At 58.0% G+C, this 21,891-nt stretch carries 19 protein-coding genes and 1 pseudogene; 8 read left to right on the top strand and 12 right to left on the bottom strand.

Annotated features, from left to right (window positions below):
• Positions 1–4: 4 nt before the first annotated feature.
• Positions 5–1,213, bottom strand: a complete 1,209-nt coding sequence (coaBC, locus tag ACYASS_RS24440; RefSeq protein ID WP_243244535.1) for a bifunctional phosphopantothenoylcysteine decarboxylase/phosphopantothenate--cysteine ligase CoaBC — start codon at positions 1,211–1,213, stop codon at positions 5–7.
• 133 nt (positions 1,214–1,346) lie between these two features.
• Here coaBC and radC point away from each other — a divergent pair, with 133 nt between their 5' ends.
• Positions 1,347–2,021, top strand: coding sequence for a RadC family protein (radC, locus tag ACYASS_RS24445; RefSeq protein WP_463588021.1), 675 nt, complete (start codon positions 1,347–1,349; stop codon positions 2,019–2,021).
• Between the two features lie 162 nt (positions 2,022–2,183).
• Here the strand turns inward: radC and ACYASS_RS24450 are convergent, their stop codons facing one another.
• Both ACYASS_RS24450 and rep read right to left on the bottom strand, forming a co-directional pair.
• Positions 2,184–2,756, bottom strand: a complete 573-nt coding sequence (locus ACYASS_RS24450; RefSeq protein WP_463588022.1) for a xanthine phosphoribosyltransferase — start codon at positions 2,754–2,756, stop codon at positions 2,184–2,186.
• A gap of 44 nt (positions 2,757–2,800) precedes the next feature.
• Positions 2,801–4,810, bottom strand: coding sequence for a DNA helicase Rep (gene rep / locus ACYASS_RS24455; RefSeq protein ID WP_122667324.1), 2,010 nt, complete (start codon positions 4,808–4,810; stop codon positions 2,801–2,803).
• 217 nt (positions 4,811–5,027) lie between these two features.
• On the opposite strand from rep, the gene ACYASS_RS24460 reads away from it, so the two are divergent.
• The gene (locus ACYASS_RS24460; RefSeq protein ID WP_463588023.1) at positions 5,028–6,698 is read left to right on the top strand and encodes a putative bifunctional diguanylate cyclase/phosphodiesterase; all 1,671 of its coding nucleotides are present in this window, start codon (positions 5,028–5,030) and stop codon (positions 6,696–6,698) included.
• 210 nt (positions 6,699–6,908) lie between these two features.
• Here the strand turns inward: ACYASS_RS24460 and ACYASS_RS24465 are convergent, their stop codons facing one another.
• The gene (locus tag ACYASS_RS24465) at positions 6,909–8,291 is read right to left on the bottom strand and encodes a NorM family multidrug efflux MATE transporter (protein WP_463588024.1); all 1,383 of its coding nucleotides are present in this window, start codon (positions 8,289–8,291) and stop codon (positions 6,909–6,911) included.
• 157 nt (positions 8,292–8,448) lie between these two features.
• Here ACYASS_RS24465 and ACYASS_RS24470 point away from each other — a divergent pair, with 157 nt between their 5' ends.
• The 5 genes from ACYASS_RS24470 to ACYASS_RS24490 all read left to right on the top strand — a co-directional run bounded on the left by ACYASS_RS24470 (position 8,449) and on the right by ACYASS_RS24490 (position 14,658).
• A complete protein-coding gene (locus ACYASS_RS24470) occupies positions 8,449–9,372 on the top strand; it encodes a LysR substrate-binding domain-containing protein (RefSeq protein ID WP_463588025.1) in 924 nt (307 codons plus the stop codon).
• 195 nt (positions 9,373–9,567) lie between these two features.
• A complete protein-coding gene (locus tag ACYASS_RS24475; RefSeq protein ID WP_463588026.1) occupies positions 9,568–11,544 on the top strand; it encodes a methyl-accepting chemotaxis protein in 1,977 nt (658 codons plus the stop codon).
• 597 nt (positions 11,545–12,141) lie between these two features.
• Positions 12,142–13,149: a methionine ABC transporter ATP-binding protein gene (locus ACYASS_RS24480; protein WP_122667263.1), complete on the top strand. Its 1,008-nt coding sequence runs from the start codon at positions 12,142–12,144 to the stop codon at positions 13,147–13,149.
• Entirely contained in the window at positions 13,149–13,823 is a 675-nt protein-coding gene (locus ACYASS_RS24485) for a methionine ABC transporter permease (RefSeq protein ID WP_095093190.1), read from the top strand. Before ACYASS_RS24480 ends, ACYASS_RS24485 begins: the two co-directional genes overlap by 1 nt.
• A 61-nt stretch (positions 13,824–13,884) precedes the next feature.
• Positions 13,885–14,658, top strand: coding sequence for a MetQ/NlpA family ABC transporter substrate-binding protein (locus ACYASS_RS24490; protein WP_122667261.1), 774 nt, complete (start codon positions 13,885–13,887; stop codon positions 14,656–14,658).
• A gap of 144 nt (positions 14,659–14,802) precedes the next feature.
• Here ACYASS_RS24490 and ACYASS_RS24495 read toward each other — a convergent pair whose 3' ends face one another.
• The 5 genes and pseudogenes from ACYASS_RS24495 to ACYASS_RS24515 all read right to left on the bottom strand — a co-directional run bounded on the left by ACYASS_RS24495 (position 14,803) and on the right by ACYASS_RS24515 (position 18,134).
• Positions 14,803–15,435 carry an SCO family protein gene (locus ACYASS_RS24495; RefSeq protein ID WP_463588027.1) on the bottom strand — a complete coding sequence of 211 codons (633 nt, stop codon included), beginning with the start codon at positions 15,433–15,435 and terminating at the stop codon, positions 14,803–14,805.
• Positions 15,432–15,644: pseudogene (locus ACYASS_RS24500) on the bottom strand (heme o synthase); the annotation flags it as partial. The gene ACYASS_RS24495 and the pseudogene ACYASS_RS24500, both read right to left, overlap by 4 nt.
• 59 nt (positions 15,645–15,703) lie before the next feature.
• Positions 15,704–16,810 (bottom strand): COX15/CtaA family protein, encoded by a 1,107-nt coding sequence (locus ACYASS_RS24505; RefSeq protein WP_463588028.1) that lies wholly within the window; start codon positions 16,808–16,810, stop codon positions 15,704–15,706.
• A 9-nt stretch (positions 16,811–16,819) separates the two neighbouring features.
• Positions 16,820–17,413 carry a hypothetical protein gene (locus ACYASS_RS24510; protein WP_463588029.1) on the bottom strand — a complete coding sequence of 198 codons (594 nt, stop codon included), beginning with the start codon at positions 17,411–17,413 and terminating at the stop codon, positions 16,820–16,822.
• On the bottom strand, positions 17,379–18,134 hold the full coding sequence (locus tag ACYASS_RS24515; protein WP_463588140.1) for an SURF1 family protein: 756 nt from the start codon (positions 18,132–18,134) through the stop codon (positions 17,379–17,381). Before ACYASS_RS24515 ends, ACYASS_RS24510 begins: the two co-directional genes overlap by 35 nt.
• A 69-nt stretch (positions 18,135–18,203) precedes the next feature.
• Here ACYASS_RS24515 and ACYASS_RS24520 point away from each other — a divergent pair, with 69 nt between their 5' ends.
• Positions 18,204–18,392, top strand: a complete 189-nt coding sequence (locus ACYASS_RS24520) for a twin transmembrane helix small protein (protein WP_122667255.1) — start codon at positions 18,204–18,206, stop codon at positions 18,390–18,392.
• Positions 18,393–18,564: 172 nt separating this feature from the next.
• Here the strand turns inward: ACYASS_RS24520 and ACYASS_RS24525 are convergent, their stop codons facing one another.
• The 3 genes from ACYASS_RS24525 to ctaD form a co-directional block, all read right to left on the bottom strand.
• A complete protein-coding gene (locus tag ACYASS_RS24525; RefSeq protein ID WP_463588030.1) occupies positions 18,565–19,452 on the bottom strand; it encodes a cytochrome c oxidase subunit 3 in 888 nt (295 codons plus the stop codon).
• Between the two features lie 13 nt (positions 19,453–19,465).
• A complete protein-coding gene (locus tag ACYASS_RS24530) occupies positions 19,466–20,014 on the bottom strand; it encodes a cytochrome c oxidase assembly protein (RefSeq protein ID WP_463588031.1) in 549 nt (182 codons plus the stop codon).
• Between the two features lie 136 nt (positions 20,015–20,150).
• Positions 20,151–21,743, bottom strand: a complete 1,593-nt coding sequence (gene ctaD / locus ACYASS_RS24535; RefSeq protein WP_463588032.1) for a cytochrome c oxidase subunit I — start codon at positions 21,741–21,743, stop codon at positions 20,151–20,153.
• Between the last annotated feature and the right edge of the window lie 148 nt (positions 21,744–21,891).

Here is a 21,891-nt window from a genome sequence, read left to right on the forward strand (position 1 = left end):
GTAATTAAACCTGGTTCATTCGTTCGGCGATAAAAGTGATCAGCTGGCGGGCAATCTTGCCCTTGCTGGTCTGGGCGAAAAGCGTAGCGTGCAGTGCTCGATCAATCACGCTGCAAGCGTTCTCTTCACTATTGAAGCCGATGCTGGGGTTGGCAACATCGTTGGCGACGATCAGATCAAGGTTTTTGTCCTTGAGCTTGCGTGCAGCATAGTCGAGCAAGTGTTCTGTTTCAGCGGCAAAACCGACACTGAACGGGCGGTCTGGACGGGTTGCGATGGTGGCAAGAATGTCCGGGTTACGGACCATCTGCAGCAACAGGCCGTCGCCCGTGGACGGGTCTTTCTTCAGTTTGTGCGGGGCAACCACTTCGGGGCGGTAGTCAGCCACGGCAGCGGACGCGATGAACAGATCGCAGGGGATCGCGGCCTCACAGGCAGCCAGCATGTCCCGGGCACTCACCACGTCGATACGCGATACGCGATCTGGAGTCGGCAGGTTGACCGGACCGGTGATCAGGGTAACGCGCGCACCAGCCTCTACAGCGGCCTCAGCGAGAGCGAAACCCATTTTGCCGGAACTGTGATTGGTGATGTATCGCACCGGATCGATGTTTTCCTGGGTCGGACCGGCCGTGATCAGCACGTGCTTGCCGGTCAGAGACAGACGCTGGAAACAATCGGCGGCAGACTGGGCCAGATCATCGGGTTCAAGCATGCGCCCAAAGCCGACATCACCACAGGCCTGACTGCCGGAGGCCGGGCCGAATATGCGGAAATCACGCTCTTCCAGCAGGCGAGTATTGGCCTGCACAGAGGCGTCGCGCCACATCGCCTGATTCATCGCCGGGGCAATAGCCACAATGGCGTCAGTGGCCAGAACGATCGTGGTCAACAGATCGTTGGCAATGCCTTGTGCCAAGCGCGCAATTAGGTCTGCAGTGCCGGGCGCAACAAGAATCAGGTCGGCCCACTTGGCCAGTTCGATATGCCCCATCGCGGCTTCTGCGGCCGGGTCGAGCAAATCCAGATGAACCGGGTGCCCGGAAAGGGCCTGCATGGTCAGTGGAGTGATGAACTCAGCGCCACCTCGGGTCATGACGACACGCACTTCAGCACCCTGGTCACGCAAGCGTCTAACCAGTTCTGCGCTCTTGTAGGCCGCGATACCGCCGCCAACGCCAAGAACGATGCGTTTCCGATACAGCCGCTGCATAGGCCTGCCTTTTAGTCGAGAGATACGCGGCGGCGATGGACGTTTCCCCAGGCCGATCGCCGCGCAAAAAAGATGGGCTAAGATAGCACAGCGACCGTGCTGGAACAGCGGCGCCAACACACATGGAGGTGGTATGAGTATTCGCAACTGGCCTGCGGCCGAACGCCCGCGTGAGCGGCTGCTGGAGCTGGGTTCGGCAAGTCTGTCCGACGCCGAGCTGCTGGCTATTTTCCTGCGCACCGGTGTGGCCGGAAAAAGCGCTGTAGACCTTGCCCGTCACCTGTTGAATCAATTCGGCGGCCTGCGACCGTTACTGGATGCTGACCTGACGACGTTCAGCTCACATCTGGGGCTGGGCCCCGCCAAATTCGCGCAGTTGCAGGCGGTCATGGAAATGGCTCGTCGGCATATGGCGGAGAGTCTGAAACGCGATTCAGCAATGGAAAGCCCGGAGCAGGTACGCAATTACCTCAAAGCGCTGTTACGTCATGAACCCCATGAGGTCTTCGGCTGCCTGTTTCTGGACAACAAGCATCGGGTTCAGGCTTTCGAAATCCTGTTCCACGGGTCGATCAACAGCGCCCACGTCCATCCCCGGCAAGTGGTCAAGCGCGCCCTGGCCCACAACTCAGCTAGCCTGATCCTCTGCCATAACCACCCCTCGGGCGTCACCGACGCCAGCCAGGCCGACATCGACCTGACCAAGCGGCTGCGCGATGCCTTATGGCTGATCGACGTGAAAGTGCTGGATCACCTGATCATCGGTGATGGTGACCCGCTGTCGATGGTGGAGTGCGGGTTGATGTAGGCGAGACAAAGCGGCATTCCCTCTGTAGGAGTGAGCTTGCTCGCGATAGCGGTCTTTCAATCAAATATCCCGTGACTGACAGACCGCTATCGCGAGCAAGCTCACTCCTACAGGGATGCATTTCAATTCATTGAATTGGGTGTTGTTTGTTAAGCAATTCAATCATTCAACAAACGTCACAACCCCATCCGCCAGGGATTTAACCCGGGCCAGGGACTCGACGCGATAACCCTGTGCGTCCAGCTCGGCGCGGCCGCCCTGGAAGGATTTTTCGATCACGATACCCAACCCGGCAACGGTTGCACCGGCTTGTTTGATGATCGAAATCAGCGCCTGTGAGGCCTTACCGTTGGCCAGGAAGTCATCGATGATCAGCACCTTGTCACTGCTGGTCAGATGACGAGGTGAGATGGCGACGGTGCTTTCATTCTGCTTGGTGAAGGAATACACCGTGGCCGACAGCAGATTTTCTGTGAGGGTCAACGACTGATGTTTGCGGGCGAAGATCACCGGCACACCCAGTTTCAAACCGGTCATCACCGCAGGCGCAATGCCTGAAGCCTCAATAGTGACGATCTTGGTAATGCCCGAATCTGCGAACAAAGCTGCAAACTCGTCGCCGATTTGCTGCATCAGCACCGGGTCGATCTGATGATTGAGAAACGCATCGACCTTCAATACCTGATCGGAAAGTACGATGCCTTCTGCGCGAATCTTCTGATGCAATGCTTCCACGTCGCTTCCTCGGGTGCGCGAATCTGCGCAATGAATAGTAGGAGTTATTTTTTCAACATCGCGCGGATGTCCGCCAATGCGGTATTCCCCCGCACCGCCTTCACTTCGGTCGGGGTATCATCATTGCCTTCCCAGGCCAGGTCGTCAGGGGGCAGCTCATCAAGGAAACGGCTAGGCGAGCAATCAATGATCTCCCCGTACTGCTTACGCTTGGCAGCAAAGGTGAACGCCAGTGTCTGCCGCGCCCGGGTAATGCCCACGTAAGCCAGACGGCGTTCTTCCTCGATGGTATCGGCTTCGATACTGGAGCGGTGAGGGAGAATTTCTTCTTCCATGCCCATGATAAAAACGTACGGAAACTCCAGGCCCTTGGAGGCGTGAAGCGTCATCATCTGCACGCCCTCCGCGCCATCCTCTTCCTCCTGCTGACGCTCAAGCATGTCGCGAAGGACCAGCTTGCCGATAGCCTCCTCGATGGTCATTTCACCTTCTTCGTCTTTTTCGAGGGTGTTTTTCAACGCCTCGATCAAGAACCAGACGTTGCCCATACGGTAATCGGCGGCTTTGTCGCTAGAGCTGTTCTGACGCAGCCAGTTCTCGTAATCGATGTCCATGACCATGCTGCGCAGCGCCGCGATCGGGTCGTTCTGCGCACACTGCTGGCGCACGCCATCCATCCAGCGCTTGAAACGCTGCAAACGGTCGGTATAGCGGCTGTCCAGATGCGCGCCCAGGCCGATTTCATCGGTGGCGGCGTACATCGAAATTTTTCGCTCGGTGGCGTAGTTACCGAGTTTCTCCAGCGTCGTCGAACCGATCTCCCGCCGTGGCACGTTGATCACTCGCAGGAAGGCGTTGTCGTCATCCGGGTTAACAAGCAAGCGGAAGTAGGCCATCAGGTCTTTCACTTCCTGACGCCCGAAGAAGCTGTTGCCGCCGGACAAACGATACGGCACCTGGTGATGCTGCAATTTCAGCTCGATCAGTTTGGCCTGATAGTTACCTCGGTACAGGATCGCAAAATCGCTATACGGCCGGTCAGTACGCAAGTGCAGGCTGAGAATTTCCACGGCTACGCGCTCGGCCTCGGCATCTTCATTGCGGCAACGGATCACGCGGATCTCATCACCATGCCCCATCTCACTCCACAGCTGTTTTTCAAAGTCGTGTGGGTTGTTGGAGATGAGCACGTTGGCGCAGCGCAAAATACGGCTGGTCGAGCGGTAGTTCTGCTCAAGCATGACCACTTTCAGCGATGGGTAGTCTTCCTTGAGCAGCATCAGGTTTTCCGGACGCGCGCCGCGCCAGGCATAGATCGACTGGTCGTCGTCACCTACCACGGTGAACTGGTTGCGCATGCCGATCAGCAGCTTTACCAGCAGGTACTGGCTGGCGTTGGTGTCCTGATATTCGTCCACCAGCAGATAGCGAACCTTGTTCTGCCACTTTTCCAGAATGTCTGCGTGTTCTTGAAACAGCTTTACCGGCAACAGAATCAGGTCGTCGAAGTCCACCGCGTTATACGCCTTGAGCGTGCGTTGGTAGTGGGTGTAAACGATGGCGGCGGTCTGTTCCTTGGGGTTGCGGGCGTTCTCTAGTGCCTCTGCGGGCAGGATCAGGTCGTTTTTCCAGGAGCCGATCATGTTCTTGATCTCGTCGACGCCGTCGTCGCCCGAGTATTCCTTCTGCATGATGTCGGTCATCAGCGCTTTGACGTCGGTCTCGTCAAAGATCGAAAACCCCGGCTTGTAGCCCAACCGCACGTGCTCCTTGCGGATCACGTTCAGGCCCAGGTTGTGAAACGTCGAGACGGTCAGGCCGCGGCCTTCGCCAGCGCGCAACAAGGTGCCAACCCGCTCTTTCATCTCGCGGGCGGCCTTGTTGGTGAAGGTCATGGCAACGATGTATTGGGCGCGGATGCCGCAGTTCTGGATCAGATGGGCGATCTTGCGCGTGATCACACTGGTCTTGCCGGAGCCTGCACCGGCGAGCACCAAAAGAGGGCCGCCGACGTAGTTCACGGCTTCTTGTTGCCGAGGATTGAGTCGGGACATATCAGGAAGAGGATCGCTAACGAAATGGGCGGGCATTTTAGCAGGCTATGGCGATTGTGCAGCGACCGTCCGCCAATGAGTGACGTCTTATGTCGCGCGCAGCTATCTAATTTTTTTGGTTTTGTTACATTTGCGCATCCGAATGCTGAATGATCGCTCTGTTTGGCCCTCTTTCCCGGGCCTTCTGTTTGTCTCTTTTCGAGTCTAGGGAGCTAGCTTGCCTACGCCTGTCCAACCCTTGCGGTTGTTAGTGCTGGCCCACGAGCCGGAATGGCTGGTATTGCTGCGCAGTTGCCTGAAACCTGAGCAGAATCAGGAAAATCTGTTGTCCTTCTCGCACTGGAACGACATCAGTGCCTCGTTAATCGACGATCAACCGACCCTATTGCTCACCACACCAGAATTACAGCCGCCACCAGGCCGCTGCAATCTGCCGGTGGTCATGCTGCTTGAAGAAGAGCCGCTGGTACCGCCGCTTGGCGCCAGTGACTGGCTGATTCGTAGCGAGTTGACGCCAGCAACGTTACGCAGCTGCCTGCGCCATGTGAATGAGCGCGCGCTGCTGGAAAACACCCTGCAGCGCCTGGCCGAGCAAGACACCCTGACCGGCATCGCCAATCGTCAGGGTTTCCAGACCCTGCTGGCGGCACGTCTGCTGGAAAACGACGGGCGCGGCCTTGCGCTAGGCCATCTCGATCTGGACAACTTCCGCCGCGCCAACGACGCACTGGGTCATCAGGCCGGCGACCGGCTGATCTTGCAGGTAGTGGCGCGACTCAAAGGGCAGCTGGAAGTCGGCGACCAGATCGCTCGCCTGGGCAGCGACGAATTTGCACTGCTGATCGACACTCGTCGCGCCCCAGGGCGCGCGGAATGGATGGCTGAACGCATCACCGAAGCCCTGTCCGAGCCGTACTGGGTCGACGGCGAAAGCTTGCTCATCGGCTGCAGTCTGGGGATTGCTCATTCCCGTGCCGAGGCGGGTGCGGACCCGTTGATGTGGCACGCGCACATCGCCATGCAGCAGGCCAAAGGTATTCAGGGCTGCACCTTTCATGTCTTCAACGATCGGCTGAATCGCAATGCCCGTAGCCTTGCCGACCTGGAGGGCGAGTTGCGACGGGCGTTACGGCGCGACGAGCTGGAATTGCACTACCAGCCACGGCTCTGCATGACCAGCGGGCGCATTGTCGGGCTGGAAGCACTGGTGCGCTGGCGTCACCAGGAGCGAGGTTTGCTGCCGCCCAGTGAATTTGTACCGCTGGCCGAGCAAAGCGGATTGATCGTGCCGCTGGGTTACTGGGTGATCTCCCGGGCGCTGCGCGACATGCAGGCGTTGCTTGAGCGAGGCCTGCCGCAGTTGCACATGGCGATAAACCTGTCATTCCGTCAGTTTCAGGACAACCAATTGCTGGCGACATTGGGCCGACTGATTACCGAGCGCGGCATTGATGCGCAATGGCTTGAGTTCGAACTGACTGAAACCGCCGTCATGCGCCGCAGCGATCTGGTCAAACAGACCATGGACGCTCTCGGACGCCTGGGCGTACGGTTTTCGCTGGACGACTTCGGCACCGGGTTTTCATCGTTCGTCCATCTCAACAACCTGCCCATTACCCTGCTGAAGATCGACAAGAGCTTCGTGGGCGAAATGGAGCAGCGCGAAGAAAACCGCAAGCTGGTACACGCAATGATCAACCTGGCCCATAACCTGAGCCTGGAAGTGGTCGCCGAAGGTGTCGAAACATCTGAGCAACTGGCGTTGCTGCGCAGCTATGGCTGCGATCAGGTTCAGGGCTACCTGATCAGCAAACCACTGCCGTTGCCGGAATTGGTCAAGTACCTGACCTTCGATCAACAAGCACCCGGGGCGTTGAGCGGAGTTTGAGATTGATGCTCACATCAATCGTGGATTTGCCTATGTCCCTGACACCGCGCTGTCGCGCAGCAAACGGGGCCCCGTAGGAGTGAGCTTGCTCGCGTTTTGGTCTTGATTGAAGACTATATTGCCTGAACTCACGCTATCGCGAGCAAGCTCACTCCTACAGGATCGTGTTTGTTCCGCGACAGCGGTGGTAAACAGACAATCAAGTCTTACTTACCCCATCACCGGCTCTGCCGCCGCTTCCCGGCGTAACAGCTTCGAGGTCTTTCTTTCGAAGGCCCAGGTCAGCGCAATCGCTGAGCACAGCAGCCCCAACGCCAGCCCCCACCAGACGCCCTCGGCGCCGTGGTTGGTGTAAAAACCAAATATCCATGCTGCCGGTGCTGCGACCAGCCAGTAACTGGCGAGCCCGATAAGGAAGGTGGTCCGCGCATCCTTGAAGCCACGGATCGCGCCCATCGCGATGGTTTGCGCGCCGTCGAGAATTTCAAACCAGGCGGCAATCGCCAGCAGCTTGACCGTCAGCTCGACGATGTCGGCGAATTTCGGGTCATTGATATCCAGGAACAGACCGATGACCAGGTGCGGTGCCAGCCAGAACAACATCCCGAACATCAGCATCACCACAGAGCCAAAGGCTATGCCTGCGCGCCCGGCAGTTCGGGCCAACAACAGATTACCCGCGCCGTAGTGCTGACCAATGCGCATGGTGACTGCGTAGGAAATTCCCACCGGAATCATGAACGCCATCGACACTGACTGCAGAGCGATCTGATGCGCTGCCATTTGCGTGCTGCCCATGGCTCCCATGCAAAAAGCCGCGAAGGTGAACAGGCCGACTTCAACCGCGTAAGTCCCGCCGATTGGCAAGCCCAGCCGCCACAACTCTTTGAGATGGCTGCGCGAAAGCTGCCAGAAACCCTCGCGGATCGGATAGGCCGCGTAAGCAGGATGACGACGAATGTGCAGCGCAAGAATCAACGCCATACCGTTGGTGACCACAGCCGTCACCAGACCAATGCCCATCAAGCCCAGATTCGGCAGCCCGAACACTTCATGGATAAAGGCGTAGTTGAGGACGAAGTTGGCAATCGCACCGCCCAGACTGATCGCCATGACAGGGCCTGCACGCCCCAATGCACTGGTAAAGCCGCGCAAGGCCATGAACGTCAACAGACCGGGCAACGCCAGTGGCAAGGTGATCAAGAATTGACCTGCCATGTGCACGTTGGATTCGGTCTGGCCGAAATGCAGGAGGATAGGCTCAAGGTTCCACAGGATCAGCATGGCAATCAATGCCATGCCCCACGCCAGCCAGACCCCGGCCTGGACCAGTTGCGCAGCGCCTTTGCTGTCTCCCGCGCCGTGCCTGATAGCCACCAGCGTGCCGACTGCGGCCATGACGCCGACGCAGAAAAACGAAATGAAGTTGTAAGTCGCAGCGCCCAAACCACCGCCCGCCAAGGCCTCCGGGCCGATATGGCCCATCATCACCGTGTCGGTAAAAACCATCAGCATGTGCGCCATCTGTGAAGCGATCAGCGGCCCGGCAAGGCGCAGGATGATCCAGAGTTCTTTGATGGCAGGTTGTTGCATGGCGCGACGCTCGATTTCAGGGGGCAGTTATGAGCCGCCCATTTTCATCAGTTACGTGCGCGGGCACAAAGGGATAAATAAGATCGTTAGCATGAGTAAAACTCATCTATTGGTTTTTTAGCTAAGATTACTTATCCCCGCAGCAGGAGCGTTCTGAATGCCTCGTAGTCTTCCACCTCTTTATGCACTGCGCGCATTTGAAGCGGCTGCGCGGCACAGCTCATTTACGCGAGCAGCCGAAGAACTGTCGATCACCCAAAGTGCGGTCAGTCGGCACATTCGTACCCTGGAAGATCACTTTGCCTGCCGACTGTTTCAGCGCATCGGTCGCAATATCCAGCTCACCGAAGCCGCCCGGACCTTGCTGCCAGGCGTGCGCGACGGCTTTTCGTCTCTGGAGCGCGCCTGCAACACGCTCTCGGTCGATGAAGGGATCCTGCGCATGAAAGCGCCGCCGACCCTGACCATGCGCTGGCTGTTGGCGCGCCTCAGTCGCTTTCGTCATTTACAGGCGGGCAACGAGGTGCAGTTGACCAGCGCGTGGATGGAAATCGATGTGGTGGACTTCAGTCATGAGCCTTTCGACTGCGCCGTCCTGCTCAGTCGCGGCCATCTGCCCGCCGACTGGGAGGCCATACACCTGTTCCCCGAGTTGTTGATTCCTGTGGGCGCGCCGAATCTGGTGGACGATCAGCCTTGGAATATCGAACGCCTGGCCAGCGCCGAATTACTGCACCCCACGCCGGACCGCAGGGACTGGCGCAGTTGGCTTGAACGCACGGGGTTATCGGAACAGGTTTCACTTAAAGGCGGGCAGGTGTTCGACACACTGGAATTAGGTATGATCGCCGCCGCTCGCGGCTATGGGGTTTCCATGGGGGATCTGCTCATGGTCGCCGAAGATGTCGCCCAGAACCGCTTGAGTCTGCCTTGGCGAACCGCTGTTTACAGCGGCGAAGACTATTATCTGGTGTGGCCAAGAACCCGACCCGGCAGCGAACGCTTGCGTCGATTGGGGGATTTTCTGCAGAGCGAAGTCAATGCCATGGAGCTGCCCGAGGTGCAAATCCTCAGGGAATAGTGGCATTGCGACACAGTTTGTAACCGAATCCTACAAATCCGGGGACCATACTCAAGTATTACGCGACAAGGCCGATGTGTAGAATTGACGCCCCCATGTACAAATTTTGTACAACCAAGGCTAACTAACTTAATTAAATTCAGCTGAACGGCTATTAGAGGTCATTGAAGACCCTCCGTTCGGCCAGGAGTCGTCATGTCCAAGCCCCGTGCCCGAATTGCTTCGCAACTCGGTATTGCTTTGGCCGTTATTCTGGCAGTTGTCATCTCAGGCAGTACTGTCTTTGCGTTGCGTTCGCTGGACTCTGCCAACCTCGTCATTCGTGAAGAGCACATGGCGAGTGAGGCACGCTTGCTGGCCGACCAACTCAACACGTTTCACAGCACGCTGCGGGTCAGTACCCAGCGTTTGAGCGGGTTGTTTGAAAAACGTTTCGCCAGCGGCCTTACCGTTCAGGCGGATCAGCCAGTCACAGTCGCCGGGGTGCAGACACCGAGCCTGATCCTTGCGGGCAGTGCGCTAAACAACAACTTCAGGGAAGTTGACGAATTCCGCCAATTGACTGAAGGCGTGGCCACCGTATTTGTGCGCAGCGGCGAAGAGTTCATCCGCATCAGCACCTCGCTGACCAAGCAGGATGGCAGCCGCGCTATCGGCACCATGCTCGACCGCAAGAACCCTGCGTACGACCGCTTGATGTCGGGCCAGAGCTATGTCGGTAAAGCCGTGCTGTTCGAGCGCTACTACATGACGCAATACACCCCCGTGAAAGACAGCTCCGGCAAAGTCATCGCGGTGTTGTTCGTCGGCTTCGATTACACCGACGCGCAGAATGCCCAGTTCGAAAACCTGAAGAACTTCCGCATCGGCAAAACAGGCTCTCTGGCCCTGCTTGATGATCAGAACCGTTGGCTGGTGCCACCAGCAGGCGTACAGGCTCTTGATCAGGCTGGCAAAACAGTCGCTGATTTTGCAAAAACGCCAGGCAAAGGCCAGTACTGGAGCGACACCAGCGAAGACTTCTACAGCGTTGCCCAGCCTTTCAGCGGTGGGCCGTGGACCGTTCTGGCAAACATGCCCAAGGACGAAATCAGCGCGGTAACGTGGAATGTCGGTACGCAGCTGGCAATCGGCAGCCTGTTGGCCATGCTGATCGCAGTGGGCTCCGCTATCTGGTTGCTGCGCAGCAAACTGCGTCCGCTGTCTGAACTGGTGCGTCAGGCAGAAGCACTCGGTGCCGGTGATTTGAGCGTGCGCTTGAACATCACCAGCCATGACGAAATTGGTCAATTGGCAACCAGCTTCAACAAGATGGGTGAAGCCCTGTCGACCATGGTGTCGCACATCCGCACAGCCGCTCAGCAAGTCAGCAGTCGCGCCAATGAACTGTCCGGTCTGTCCGGTGGCGCGTACCGCGGCATGGAGCAGCAATCGGGTGAAATCGTCAGCATGGCGGGCGCGGTAGAAGAGTTCAGCGCTACCTCGCTCAACATTGCCGACAACATGGGCAACACCGAACGTCTGGCTCAGGAAAATGCTCAGCAGACCCGTATCGGTCGCGCCTCGATGCAAGAAGCATCGTCCTCCCTGGAGCAGATCGCCGCCTCGATCAACAGCACCGCTGCTGTCATCAACACGTTGGGGCAACGCTCTCAGGAAATCGGCAGCATCGTCGGCGTGATCACCTCGATTGCCGACCAGACAAACTTGCTGGCTCTTAACGCCGCTATCGAAGCAGCACGGGCGGGCGAACAAGGTCGTGGCTTCGCAGTGGTTGCTGACGAAGTGCGTAGCCTGGCAACGCGTACCCGGGATGCGACCAACGAAATCTCCGGGATGATCACCAGCATCCAGCAAGAGACCGGCAACGCCATCTCCACCATGCAGCAGGGCAATGCCCAGATGCAGGAAGGCCTGGCGCGCAACGCCAAAGTGGCTGCTGCGCTGGCGCAGATCGACGAGCAAAGCCGCTCGGCCGGTCAGCAATTCGCTGCGATCACCACCGCGACCCAAGAGCAAAGCAGCACTGCAACCTTGCTGAGCAGCAACCTGCAAAGCATCGCCATGGCCAACAGCGAACAACGTGAAGTCGTTTCGCATCTGGCCATTACCGCAGAGGAACTGAACACCCTGGCTGCCGATTTGCGCACCGAGGTTGACCGGTTTCGTTGATTGCCAAGCGACATAAAAAAACGCCCTTCGGGGCGTTTTTTTTGCAGAAATATGTACTCACTCTGACCGCTTCGGTGTCCAACGCACCGCGCTGTCTCGCGCATAAAAAATAAACCTGCGCGCACGAGCACCGCGAGGCCGCGATAGCGGTTTGTCAGTCAAACCGCGTTTTCGTTCATCGCGGGCAAGCCTCGCTCCCACAGGATCGAGATTTACTGTGGGAGCCGGGCTTGCCCGCGATATAGGCGCTGCGGTTTATCAGTCAGGGCGCGTGAGCGTTCTTCGCGAGCAAGCTCCGCTCCTACAGAGGCGGCGCAAGTCTGTTGGAGCGAGGCTTGCCCGCGATCCAGGCGCCGCGGTGCATCAGTCATGGCGCGTAATCGTTCTTCGCGGGCAAGCTCTGCTCCCACAGGAAATCCAGATCATTGCCATCCATCGCCTTATTCCATTTCAGCAGGTCCGTTATGAAATAAATGCTAAATACCATCCAGCGGACAGGCTAAAATGCGCGCCCGGCCTATCCCGCCGGTGCGAATCAGCCGGTGCGCGTCCTGCCGCCGCGCTGAATTTTTAACGCGCCCCCACAAGGTTCGCTAAGTGATCGAGTTCCATAACGTCCATAAAACCTACCGGGTGGCAGGCAAAGAAATTCCGGCCCTGCACCCCACCAGCCTGCGCGTCGAAGACGGCCAGGTATTCGGCCTGATCGGCCATTCAGGGGCTGGCAAAAGTACCCTGCTGCGCCTGATCAACCGCCTGGAAACCCCGAGCGGTGGGCAGATCGTTGTTGACGAAGACGACGTCACTGCCCTCGACGCCAATGGCTTGCGGCGCTTCCGTCAGCAGGTCGGAATGATCTTCCAGCACTTCAACCTGCTGTCTTCCAAGACCGTGGCCGACAACGTCGCCATGCCGCTGACGCTGGCCGGTGATATGTCCCGCGCCGAGATCGATCAGCGCGTAGCGGAACTGCTCGCCCGGGTTGGCTTGTCCGACCACGCGAAGAAATACCCTTCGCAGCTGTCCGGCGGGCAAAAGCAGCGTGTCGGCATTGCCCGCGCCTTGGCCACCAAGCCAAAGATTCTGCTCTGCGATGAAGCCACCAGCGCCCTGGACCCGCAAACTACTGCGTCGGTCCTGCAACTGCTGGCCGAGATCAATCGTGAGCTGAAGCTGACCATCGTCCTGATCACCCATGAAATGGACGTGATCCGCCGTGTCTGCGACCACGTCGCCGTCATGGATGCCGGCGTAATCGTCGAGCAAGGCAAGGTTGCTGATGTATTCCTGCACCCACAGCACCCGACGACCAAACGCTTTGTTCAGGAACACGAGCAAATCGACGAAAACGAACAGCGCGATGACTTCGCACACGTTGAAGGCCGCATCGTCCGCCTGACCTTCCAGGGTGAGGCGACTTACGCACCGCTGCTCGGTACCGTCGCGCGGGAGACCGGCGTGGATTACAGCATCCTGGCCGGACGTATTGATCGCATCAAAGACACGCCTTACGGGCAACTGACCCTGGCTATCACTGGCGGCGACATGGACGCCGCCTTCGCTCGCTTCACCGCCGCGGATGTTCATATGGAGGTGCTGCGCTAATGGACGCTCTACTGACTTTATTCCCCAACGTCGACTGGGCGGAAATCTGGGTCGCCACGCTCGACACCCTGAACATGCTGGTCGTGTCTCTGGGCTTTACCGTGTTACTGGGCTTGCCGCTGGGCGTAATCCTGTTCCTCACCTCGCCACGCCAGCTGCTCGAAAACAAAGGCCTGTATTCAGTTCTGGCAGTCATCGTCAACTTGCTGCGGGCCTTGCCCTTCATCATCCTGCTGATCGTGATGATGCCAGTGACCGAGATCATCACCGGCACTACGCTGGGTATTCTCGGCACTTTGCCGCCGCTGATCGCAGGCGCAACTCCATTCTTCGCTCGCCTGGTAGAAACCGCGTTGCGTGAAGTGGATCGCGGCATTATCGAGGCGACTCAGGCGATGGGTGCCACCACCCGGCAGATCATCGTCAAGGCGCTGCTGCCTGAAGCACGCCCCGGCATCCTCGCTGCCATTACCGTTACGGCCATTGCGCTGGTGTCGTTCACCGCCATGGCGGGCGCTGTTGGCGCAGGCGGGTTGGGTGATCTGGCGATTCGCTACGGTTACCAGCGTTTCCAGAACGATGTGATGTTCGTGACGGTCGTATTGCTGCTGGTGCTGGTGCAAATCCTGCAAACCATCGGCGACAAACTGGTCGCGCACTTTTCCCACCGCTAAGTTATCGGCCGATTCATCGGCACAGGCCCGCACGTTGGCGGGCCCTCAAAGGAGTTGATGTATGAAGAAGCTGTTGGCCGTATTTGCCGCCGTTGCCGCATTGTCCGCGCATGCCGATGAAACCCTCACCGTTGCAGCCAGCGCCGTGCCCCACGCCGAGCTGCTCGAGTTCGTGAAACCGACCCTGGCCAAAGAAGGCGTAGACCTGCAGATCAAGGTCTTCAATGACTACGTGCAGCCCAATGTACAGGTCGCTCAGAAGCGTCTGGATGCAAATTTCTTCCAGCACCAGCCGTATCTGGATGAGTTCAACAAGGGCAAAGGTACTGATCTGGTCAGCGTCGCCAAGGTTCACGTAGAACCGTTCGGTGCTTATTCGGACAAGATCAAGAACCTAGCCGATTTGCCGGACGGCGCCAATGTCGCGCTGCCTAACGATGCCACCAACGAAGGCCGCGCTTTCCTGTTGCTGGCCAAAGCGGGTCTGATCACCCTGAAGGACCCGACCAGCATCCTGGCCAAACCGAGTGACGTGCTGCAGAACCCGAAAAACCTGAAGTTCCGTGAGCTGGAAGCGGCTACGCTGCCACGCGTGCTGACTCAGGTTGACCTGGCACTGATCAACACCAACTACGCGTTGACTGCCAAGCTTGATCCAACCAAAGACGCGCTGATCATCGAAGGTGCCGAGTCGCCTTACGCCAACATTCTGGTAGCCCGCCCGGACAACAAGGATTCGGACGCCATGAAAAAACTGGTCGCAGCGCTGCAAAGCCCGGAAGTAAAAGCGTTCATCGCCGAGAAGTACAAAGGCGCTGTGGTTCCGGCTTTCTAAGCTGATCCCACCGCCCTAAAGAGAATGCATCTTCGGAAGGGAATGCATTCTCTGTAGGAGCTGCCAAAGGCTGCGAAGCATTCAGTGCTGACACACCGCTACGCAGCCTTCGGCAGCTCCTACAGTTCACTCGTGAGCCGCGTCTCACTCCCGCTCCAACAACCCCGGCAACTGCGCCAGCAGCTTCTGAGTATTGAACGGCGCCCGGATAAAACCGCGCTGGTTACCATCAGGCCCGAGCAACGCAAGGTTGCCGCTGTGATCTACCGTGTAACCCGGTTTGCTGGTGTCGGCAGGAATAAAGGGAATGCTCACCCCGTTGGCCAGCTTCTGAATGTCCGGCACGGCTCCCGTCAAACCCACGAAGTCCTTATCGAAATAGCCCAGATACTGCTTGAGCTGCTGTGGCGTGTCGCGGTTGGGATCAACGCTGATCAACACCACCCGTAATTTACTCAACGCCTCTTTGGGCAGCTCGCTCTTGATCTGGCGTAATTGGGCAAGCGTGGTCGGGCAGATATCCGGGCAATAGGTGTAGCCGAAAAACAGCAGCGTCCACTTGTCCTTGAATTCGTTGATCTGCACCGGCTGACCCTCCTGATTCGTCATAGTCAGGTCGGGCAGTTTGCGACTTTGCGGCAGCAGAATGATCCCAGCATCGATCAACGCCGTCTGGTCCCCCGAGCCTTTGCCCGACAACACACGATTAACGGTCAGGCCCAAAATCAACGCGACGATGGCGACCAGGATGAAAACGGTTTTCTGGGTTCGAGTCATAGGGTCAACAGTAGGTAATGGTCTGCAAACAGGGCGATAAACAGCGCGAGCTGGTAATAGACAGAGTACTCGAACCTGCAGATTGCAGCATGCGGTCGGATGCCACGGTACAACACGCATGCCCAAAACAGAAAGCGGCCGCCAAAAACCGGCGCGCGCAGCAAATACAGCGGGCCGCTCAGGTGAGTCACTAAAGGTAGCAAACTGACTTGGTCAGTTCGAAGTAGTCGCGCCATATGGACCCGGTGGCGGACGTCGGCCAGGACAGTCATGGGCTGAATCTCTCGTCCTGTGTGGACTGTTGGAGCGAGGCTTGCCCGCGAATTCGGTGCCTAAGCCCCAAAGATTTTATTGAATATACCGGCCCCTTCGCGGGCAAGCCTCGCTCCAACAGAGCTGCGCAGCTCACTCGGTAATTAATCATCACCATACTCACCATCAACCCCGCACCACAGGCGCTATGGGCCATGGCGGTTATCAGCGGCAAATGAAACAGTACGTTACTGACGCCCAGACTGATCTGCGCCGCCAGCACTCCAACCAACAAAGCCGCCATGCCCTGGAGCCCTGACTTTTTCAGTTGCCAGGCCAGACTCAGCAGCGACAGCGTGACCAGCAAAGCGCCGACACGATGAGTCAGGTGAATCGCAGTACGCGCCTCGCTATCGAGCTTGCCGCCCAGATAATTGGGCCCGATGTGTTGGGTCAGATGAAAGCCATTGGTGAAGTCTGCATCAGGCCACCATTGGCCCTGACAGGTCGGCGCATCGGGACAGGCCAACGCGGCATAGTTGGCGCTAACCCAGCCACCCAGCGCGATCTGCACTGCAACCAGAAACAGGCCGATGGCGGCCAGACGCTGAAGCCTTGCGGGCAACGGCGGCGTTACAAAGAAGGGGCCACTTAAACGTAGCGTCAGCAGAAACAACAGGCTCAGTGTCGCTACCCCGCCCAGCAAATGCGCCGTCACCACTTGCGGCCAAAGCTTGAGGGTGACGGTCCACATGCCGAATGTAGCCTGTGCAAACACCACGCCTAGCAGCAACAAAGGCAGCTTCAGCGGTTGCCCCTGTTGCGATCGGCGCCGCCAGGCCTGAGCGGCTAATAGCATGATCAGCAGCGCCAGCCCTCCCGCAAAGTAGCGATGCAGCATTTCGCTCCAGCCCTTGGCGGCATGCACAGGCGCGTCGGGAAAGTGCAGCTCTGCGTAGGCCAGTTGCAGATCGTTGCCCGGCACGCTGATGAATCCATAGCAGCCCGGCCAATCCGGGCAACCAAGCCCCGCATGGGTCAGACGGGTATAAGCGCCCAATAAAACCACGAACAGCGCCAGCAGCGTGGCAAGCAGAGCAAGACGAAATCCGGGTCTGGTCATAGCGACCTCCTAGCCGATGTTCGATAGCTTCAGCAGTTGCCGCAGGTCCTTGAGCAAATCCTTACCGTTAACATCAGCGCCGTAGCGCAACACGAGATTGCCATGAGGATCGACGATCCATAATTGAGGTACTTCAATGCCGGGCGCAGCTTTTTGATACTGCGCAAGCTCCAGCGGATAGCGCTGCAGCTGTGGATATTCCCGGCTCAGTTTTGCGTCGTAATCAGCACTCAGCGGTTGTGCGCTGGCCAGCGCGTGACTGGCACGAGAGGCATCACGCCCCAGGCCGATCTGGATTTGCCGCGCCAGATACACCAGTTGCTGGCAATCGACGCCGCAGCCTGCTGGCGCGCTGACCAACAGCTGCCAACGCGATTCTTTGGCCTGAATACCCAGATCAGCGCGACTTTGACCAGTGCCGATCAATTCGCCATGAAAGCTGCGATTGTCCGGCACCCAGAACTTGAACCGATACATGCTGGTGGCCAGGATCATGGGGCCGATGGCAACCAGCAGCACCAATAGCAACTGCAAACGCCCCCTGCGCCGGTTCGGCGGCGGCCGCTGTTCAGACGTGCCGACTGGATTGATGGTTATTCCCATGAGGGTCCTCCGGACTTTTCTTGTTGTTTTTTGCCTGATGCCAACCGAGATACAGATAAAGCCCGACCAGCGCCGTCGCCATGGCGAACCACTGCACGGCGTAGCCCAGATGTTTTGCCGGACTCATCGCGACGACCGGCCAATCAACGCGGTAAGCACCCGGCCCTGACTCCATGCGCAGCTCCTGACGGAAACCCTCGCGCCCCAACTCCGCCCAGAGCATGTCAGGCTGCACGGCCGTAATCAGGCGTGGCCAAGAGGCGCTGGCAACGTCTGCGCGTAACTGGAAGGTGGCAGGCACCACGTAAACCCAGCTCAGCAGGCTGATCGTTTGCAGCGGGGTGGTGTAAAGCGGTGGCACGCGCCGGTCTGGCCAAGGCAACCAGCCGCGATTCACCCAGACCCAGATACCACTGGCCTCATCCTGGAACGGCTGGATCAATTCCACACCGGCTTTCCCCTCGCGGATGCTGTTATCCAGCAGCAGGCTATGCTGCGGATCGAAATGCCCGCGCACCTGCACGCGACGATAAGCCAGGTCGGCGCTGTTCAATATCTGATCGACTGCGACAGGGGCTTCAGCCCTGCGCTCGGCATGAGTGGCAAGCATGACGCGCTTTTCTTCACCTCGACCAAGCTGCCAGAAACCGAGAGTTACCAGCACCGGCAGCAAGATCATCACCACCAACGTAGGCAACACACCGGGAGTGAAGTGCTTCATCACCTGTCCCGCCAGACGGATCGAGCCCCACCTATACTCCATTGCATCGCCGTTGCTCCTGGAGTTGTCATGCTCAAAATAGCGATTGTGCTCATGCTGTTCGCCACGGTGATCTGCCTGTTCAGTGGCCTGTTTTTTCTAGCCAGAGACGGCGGTCATTCAACCCGCCTGCTCAAAGCCCTGACCCTGCGCGTGAGCCTGGCAGTGGTGACTCTGGCGCTGATCGCGTGGGGGTTTTATAGCGGCCAGTTGGTTTGAAACGGCCCTGTTGGCTGCCCCAGTGTCCATGACCCTGCGCGGTCTCGCGACATACACTGGACCTGTAGGAGCCGAGCTTGCTCGCGATGCAGATGCCGAATTTCGCAGGCTCACCGCGTTATCGTTTATCGCGAGCAAGCTCGGCTCCTACAGATTCAATAAGGCTCCAGATCTAAACCACATACACAAATACAAACAACCCAACCCACACCACGTCCACAAAATGCCAATACCAGCTGGCCGCTTCAAAACCGAATTGGTGCTGCGCATCGAAGTGCCCACGCAGGATGCGCATCAGCATCACGAACAAGATGATCGTACCGATGGTCACGTGGGCGCCATGAAAGCCCGTGAGCATGAAAAAGGTCGCGCCGTAGATGCCGGAGCCCAGCGTCAGGCCCAGCTCCTTGTAGGCGTGGACGTATTCCTCAATCTGTAGCGTCAAGAAACTCAGACCCAGCAAAACCGTGATCGCCATCCATATCTTCAACGCGCCACGATGACCGCGTTTCAAGGCATGGTGAGCAAGGGTGATGGTCACACTGGAGCTGACCAGCAGAATCGTGTTGATCAGCGGCAACTTCCACGGGTCGATGACGCCTTTGGGCGCGGGATAGAGTTTCGGGTCCGGCGTGTCCAGCATCGGCCAGGTGTACTGGAAGTTCGGCCACAGCATGTTGGCGATACCTTTGGAGCCTTCGCCGCCCAGCCAGGGCCCGGACCAGTAGCGGATGTAAAACAGCGTGCCGAAGAACGCGATGAAGAACATCACCTCAGAAAAGATGAACCAGCTCATGCCCCAGCGGAATGAGCGATCCATTTGCGCGCTGTACAGCCCGGCGCGACCCTCTTTGATCACCGTGCCGAACCAGCCGAACAGCATGTACGCCACTAACAAACCGCCCACGATGAGGATCCATGGCCCATGGGAGTCCGGACGTGCGGCTTTAAGATCATTGAACCAGGTGCCAAGGCCGTACATCGTCACCAACAGCCCGACGGTGGCGATAATCGGCCATTTGCTTTGTGCCGGAACGTAGTACTGCTCGTGAGTGGCCATCAGGCTCTCCTCGCTAACCCCCGCTTTTCGCAGCGGGCGGTTTGCTGGCGGTAACGTTGAACAGGGTGTAACCCAGCGTCAGGTGTTTCACGTCCTTGGGCAAGTCGCGGTCGACAATGAAACGCACCGGCATTTCGATGCGCTCGCCCGGCTGCAGCACTTGCTGGGTGAAGCAGAAGCATTCGGTCTTATGGAAGTACACCGCCGCTGAACCCGGTGAAATGCTCGGCACCGCCTGAGCAGTCATGGGCCGGTCCGTCGGGTTCTGGGCAACAAACAACATCTCGTTGACGGCACCGGGATGCACTTCCAGTTGATCAGCCTTGGGATAGAAACCCCAGACCATGTCCACAGCATTGGTCGACAGAAACTGCACACGCACCTGCCGGCTCTCATCCACCATTTGCGAGCCCTGGTAGGCATCCCCCGTCTTGCCATTGATACCAAATGCTTTGCACATCACGTCGTAAAGCGGCACCAGTGCAAAGCCGAAGGCGAACATCACAACGACGACCAGCAGCAGACGGGTGATCAGGGGTTTAAGGGAGTTTGGGCTGGTCATGTCATTAAGGCCCTGCACAACCTGTAGAAGTGAGCTTGCTCGCGATAGCGTCGGATCAGTCGGTACATTTGCCGAATGAACAACCGAATCGCGAGCAAGCTCACTCCTACAGATGTTGGGTTGGTTTCTGAGCGCTTCATTTCACCTCCGGCGGCGTGGTGAAGGTGTGGTAGGGCGCAGGCGAGGGGATGCTCCATTCCAGACCTTCGGCACCGTCCCAAGGTTTTGCCGGGGCCGGTACTCCGCCGCGAATAGTCTTGATCACGATGAACAGGAAGAAGATCTGCGTCGCGCCAAAGGTAAATGCACCTATCGATGACACCATATTGAAGTCGGCAAATTGCAAGTTGTAGTCCGGCACACGTCGCGGCATGCCCGCCAGGCCAACGAAGTGCATAGGGAAGAACGCCATGTTCATGCCAACAAAGGATAGCCAGAAATGTAGCTTGCCCAAGGTTTCGTCGTACATGTGCCCCGTCCACTTGGGCAGCCAGTAGTAAGCCGAAGCGAAGATGCCGAAGATCGCACCGGGTACCAGCACGTAATGGAAATGGGCGACCACGAAATAAGTGTCCTGATACTGAAAGTCGGCGGGAGCGATGGCCAGCATCAATCCGGAAAAACCACCAATGCTGAACAGAATCACAAACGCCACAGCAAATAGCATCGGCGTCTCGAATGTCAGCGAGCCTTGCCACATGGTGCTGACCCAATTGAACACCTTCACGCCGGTCGGCACTGCGATGAGCATGGTCGCGTACATGAAGAACAACTCGCCCACCAATGGGATGCCCACGACAAACATGTGGTGCGCCCAGACCATGAACGACAGGAAGGCGATGCTCGCCGTTGCGTAGACCATCGAGGTGTAGCCAAACAGCGGCTTGCGGGAAAAAGCCGGAATGATTGAACTGACCGCGCCGAACGCCGGCAAGATCATGATGTACACCTCCGGATGGCCGAAGAACCAGAACACATGCTGAAACAACACCGGATCACCTCCGCCCGCAGCATTGAAGAAGCTGGTGCCAAAGTGGATGTCCATGAGCATCATCGTCACGCAACCTGCCAGCACCGGCATTACTGCTATCAGCAGGAACGCGGTGATCAGCCAGGTCCACACAAACAAGGGCATCTTCATCAGGGTCATGCCCGGCGCGCGTAGATTGAGGATAGTCGCGACCACGTTGATTGCCCCCATGATCGAGCTGATGCCCATCATGTGAATGGCGAAGATAAAAAACGTGACGCTCTCAGGCGCATAGGTCGTGGATAAAGGCGCGTAGAACGTCCAGCCGAAATTGGGACCACCACCGGGGGTGAACAGGGTCGAAATCAATAGCCCGAATGCGGCAGGCAGGAGCCAGAAACTGAAGTTGTTCAGGCGCGGCAAGGCCATGTCCGGCGCGCCGATCATCAACGGGATCATCCAGTTGGCCAGCCCGACAAAAGCGGGCATCACCGCACCAAAGACCATAATCAGGCCGTGCATGGTGGTCATCTGATTAAAAAACGCGGGCTCGACGATTTGCAGGCCCGGCTGAAACAGCTCTGCACGGATCACCATCGCAAAGGAGCCGCCCAGCAGGAACATGGTGAAGCTGAACCACAGGTACAGCGTGCCGATGTCCTTGTGGTTAGTGGTGAGCAGCCAACGCATCAGGCCTTTGGCGGGACCGTGTGCCGCGCCATGATCCGCTACACCATGCTCGTCTATTACGGTGCTCATGGCTTATCTCCTGCGGTGTTTCCTGATGACACAGGTTTTGTGGGAGCGGTGCTTGCCCGCGATGAAGCCGACGCGGTCCATAAAAGAACCGCGGCGCTTGTATCGCGGGCAAGCACCGCTCCCACAGGATTACCTCCAGCCATGAACA

It is taken from the genome of Pseudomonas sp. HP_14, from assembly GCF_055283875.1.

Coding starts and splice junctions, on each gene's coding strand:
- coaBC (WP_243244535.1), bottom strand. CDS start 1,213: ATGCAGCGGCTGTATCGGAAACGCATCGTTCTTGGCGTTGGCGGCGGT.
- radC (WP_463588021.1), top strand. CDS start 1,347: ATGAGTATTCGCAACTGGCCTGCGGCCGAACGCCCGCGTGAGCGGCTG.
- rep (WP_122667324.1), bottom strand. CDS start 4,810: ATGTCCCGACTCAATCCTCGGCAACAAGAAGCCGTGAACTACGTCGGC.
- ACYASS_RS24465 (WP_463588024.1), bottom strand. CDS start 8,291: ATGCAACAACCTGCCATCAAAGAACTCTGGATCATCCTGCGCCTTGCC.
- ACYASS_RS24470 (WP_463588025.1), top strand. CDS start 8,449: ATGCCTCGTAGTCTTCCACCTCTTTATGCACTGCGCGCATTTGAAGCG.
- ACYASS_RS24475 (WP_463588026.1), top strand. CDS start 9,568: ATGTCCAAGCCCCGTGCCCGAATTGCTTCGCAACTCGGTATTGCTTTG.
- ACYASS_RS24485 (WP_095093190.1), top strand. CDS start 13,149: ATGGACGCTCTACTGACTTTATTCCCCAACGTCGACTGGGCGGAAATC.
- ACYASS_RS24490 (WP_122667261.1), top strand. CDS start 13,885: ATGAAGAAGCTGTTGGCCGTATTTGCCGCCGTTGCCGCATTGTCCGCG.
- ACYASS_RS24495 (WP_463588027.1), bottom strand. CDS start 15,435: ATGACTCGAACCCAGAAAACCGTTTTCATCCTGGTCGCCATCGTCGCG.
- ACYASS_RS24505 (WP_463588028.1), bottom strand. CDS start 16,810: ATGACCAGACCCGGATTTCGTCTTGCTCTGCTTGCCACGCTGCTGGCG.
- ACYASS_RS24510 (WP_463588029.1), bottom strand. CDS start 17,413: ATGGGAATAACCATCAATCCAGTCGGCACGTCTGAACAGCGGCCGCCG.
- ACYASS_RS24515 (WP_463588140.1), bottom strand. CDS start 18,134: ATGAAGCACTTCACTCCCGGTGTGTTGCCTACGTTGGTGGTGATGATC.
- ACYASS_RS24520 (WP_122667255.1), top strand. CDS start 18,204: ATGCTCAAAATAGCGATTGTGCTCATGCTGTTCGCCACGGTGATCTGC.
- ACYASS_RS24525 (WP_463588030.1), bottom strand. CDS start 19,452: ATGGCCACTCACGAGCAGTACTACGTTCCGGCACAAAGCAAATGGCCG.
- ACYASS_RS24530 (WP_463588031.1), bottom strand. CDS start 20,014: ATGACCAGCCCAAACTCCCTTAAACCCCTGATCACCCGTCTGCTGCTG.
- ctaD (WP_463588032.1), bottom strand. CDS start 21,743: ATGAGCACCGTAATAGACGAGCATGGTGTAGCGGATCATGGCGCGGCA.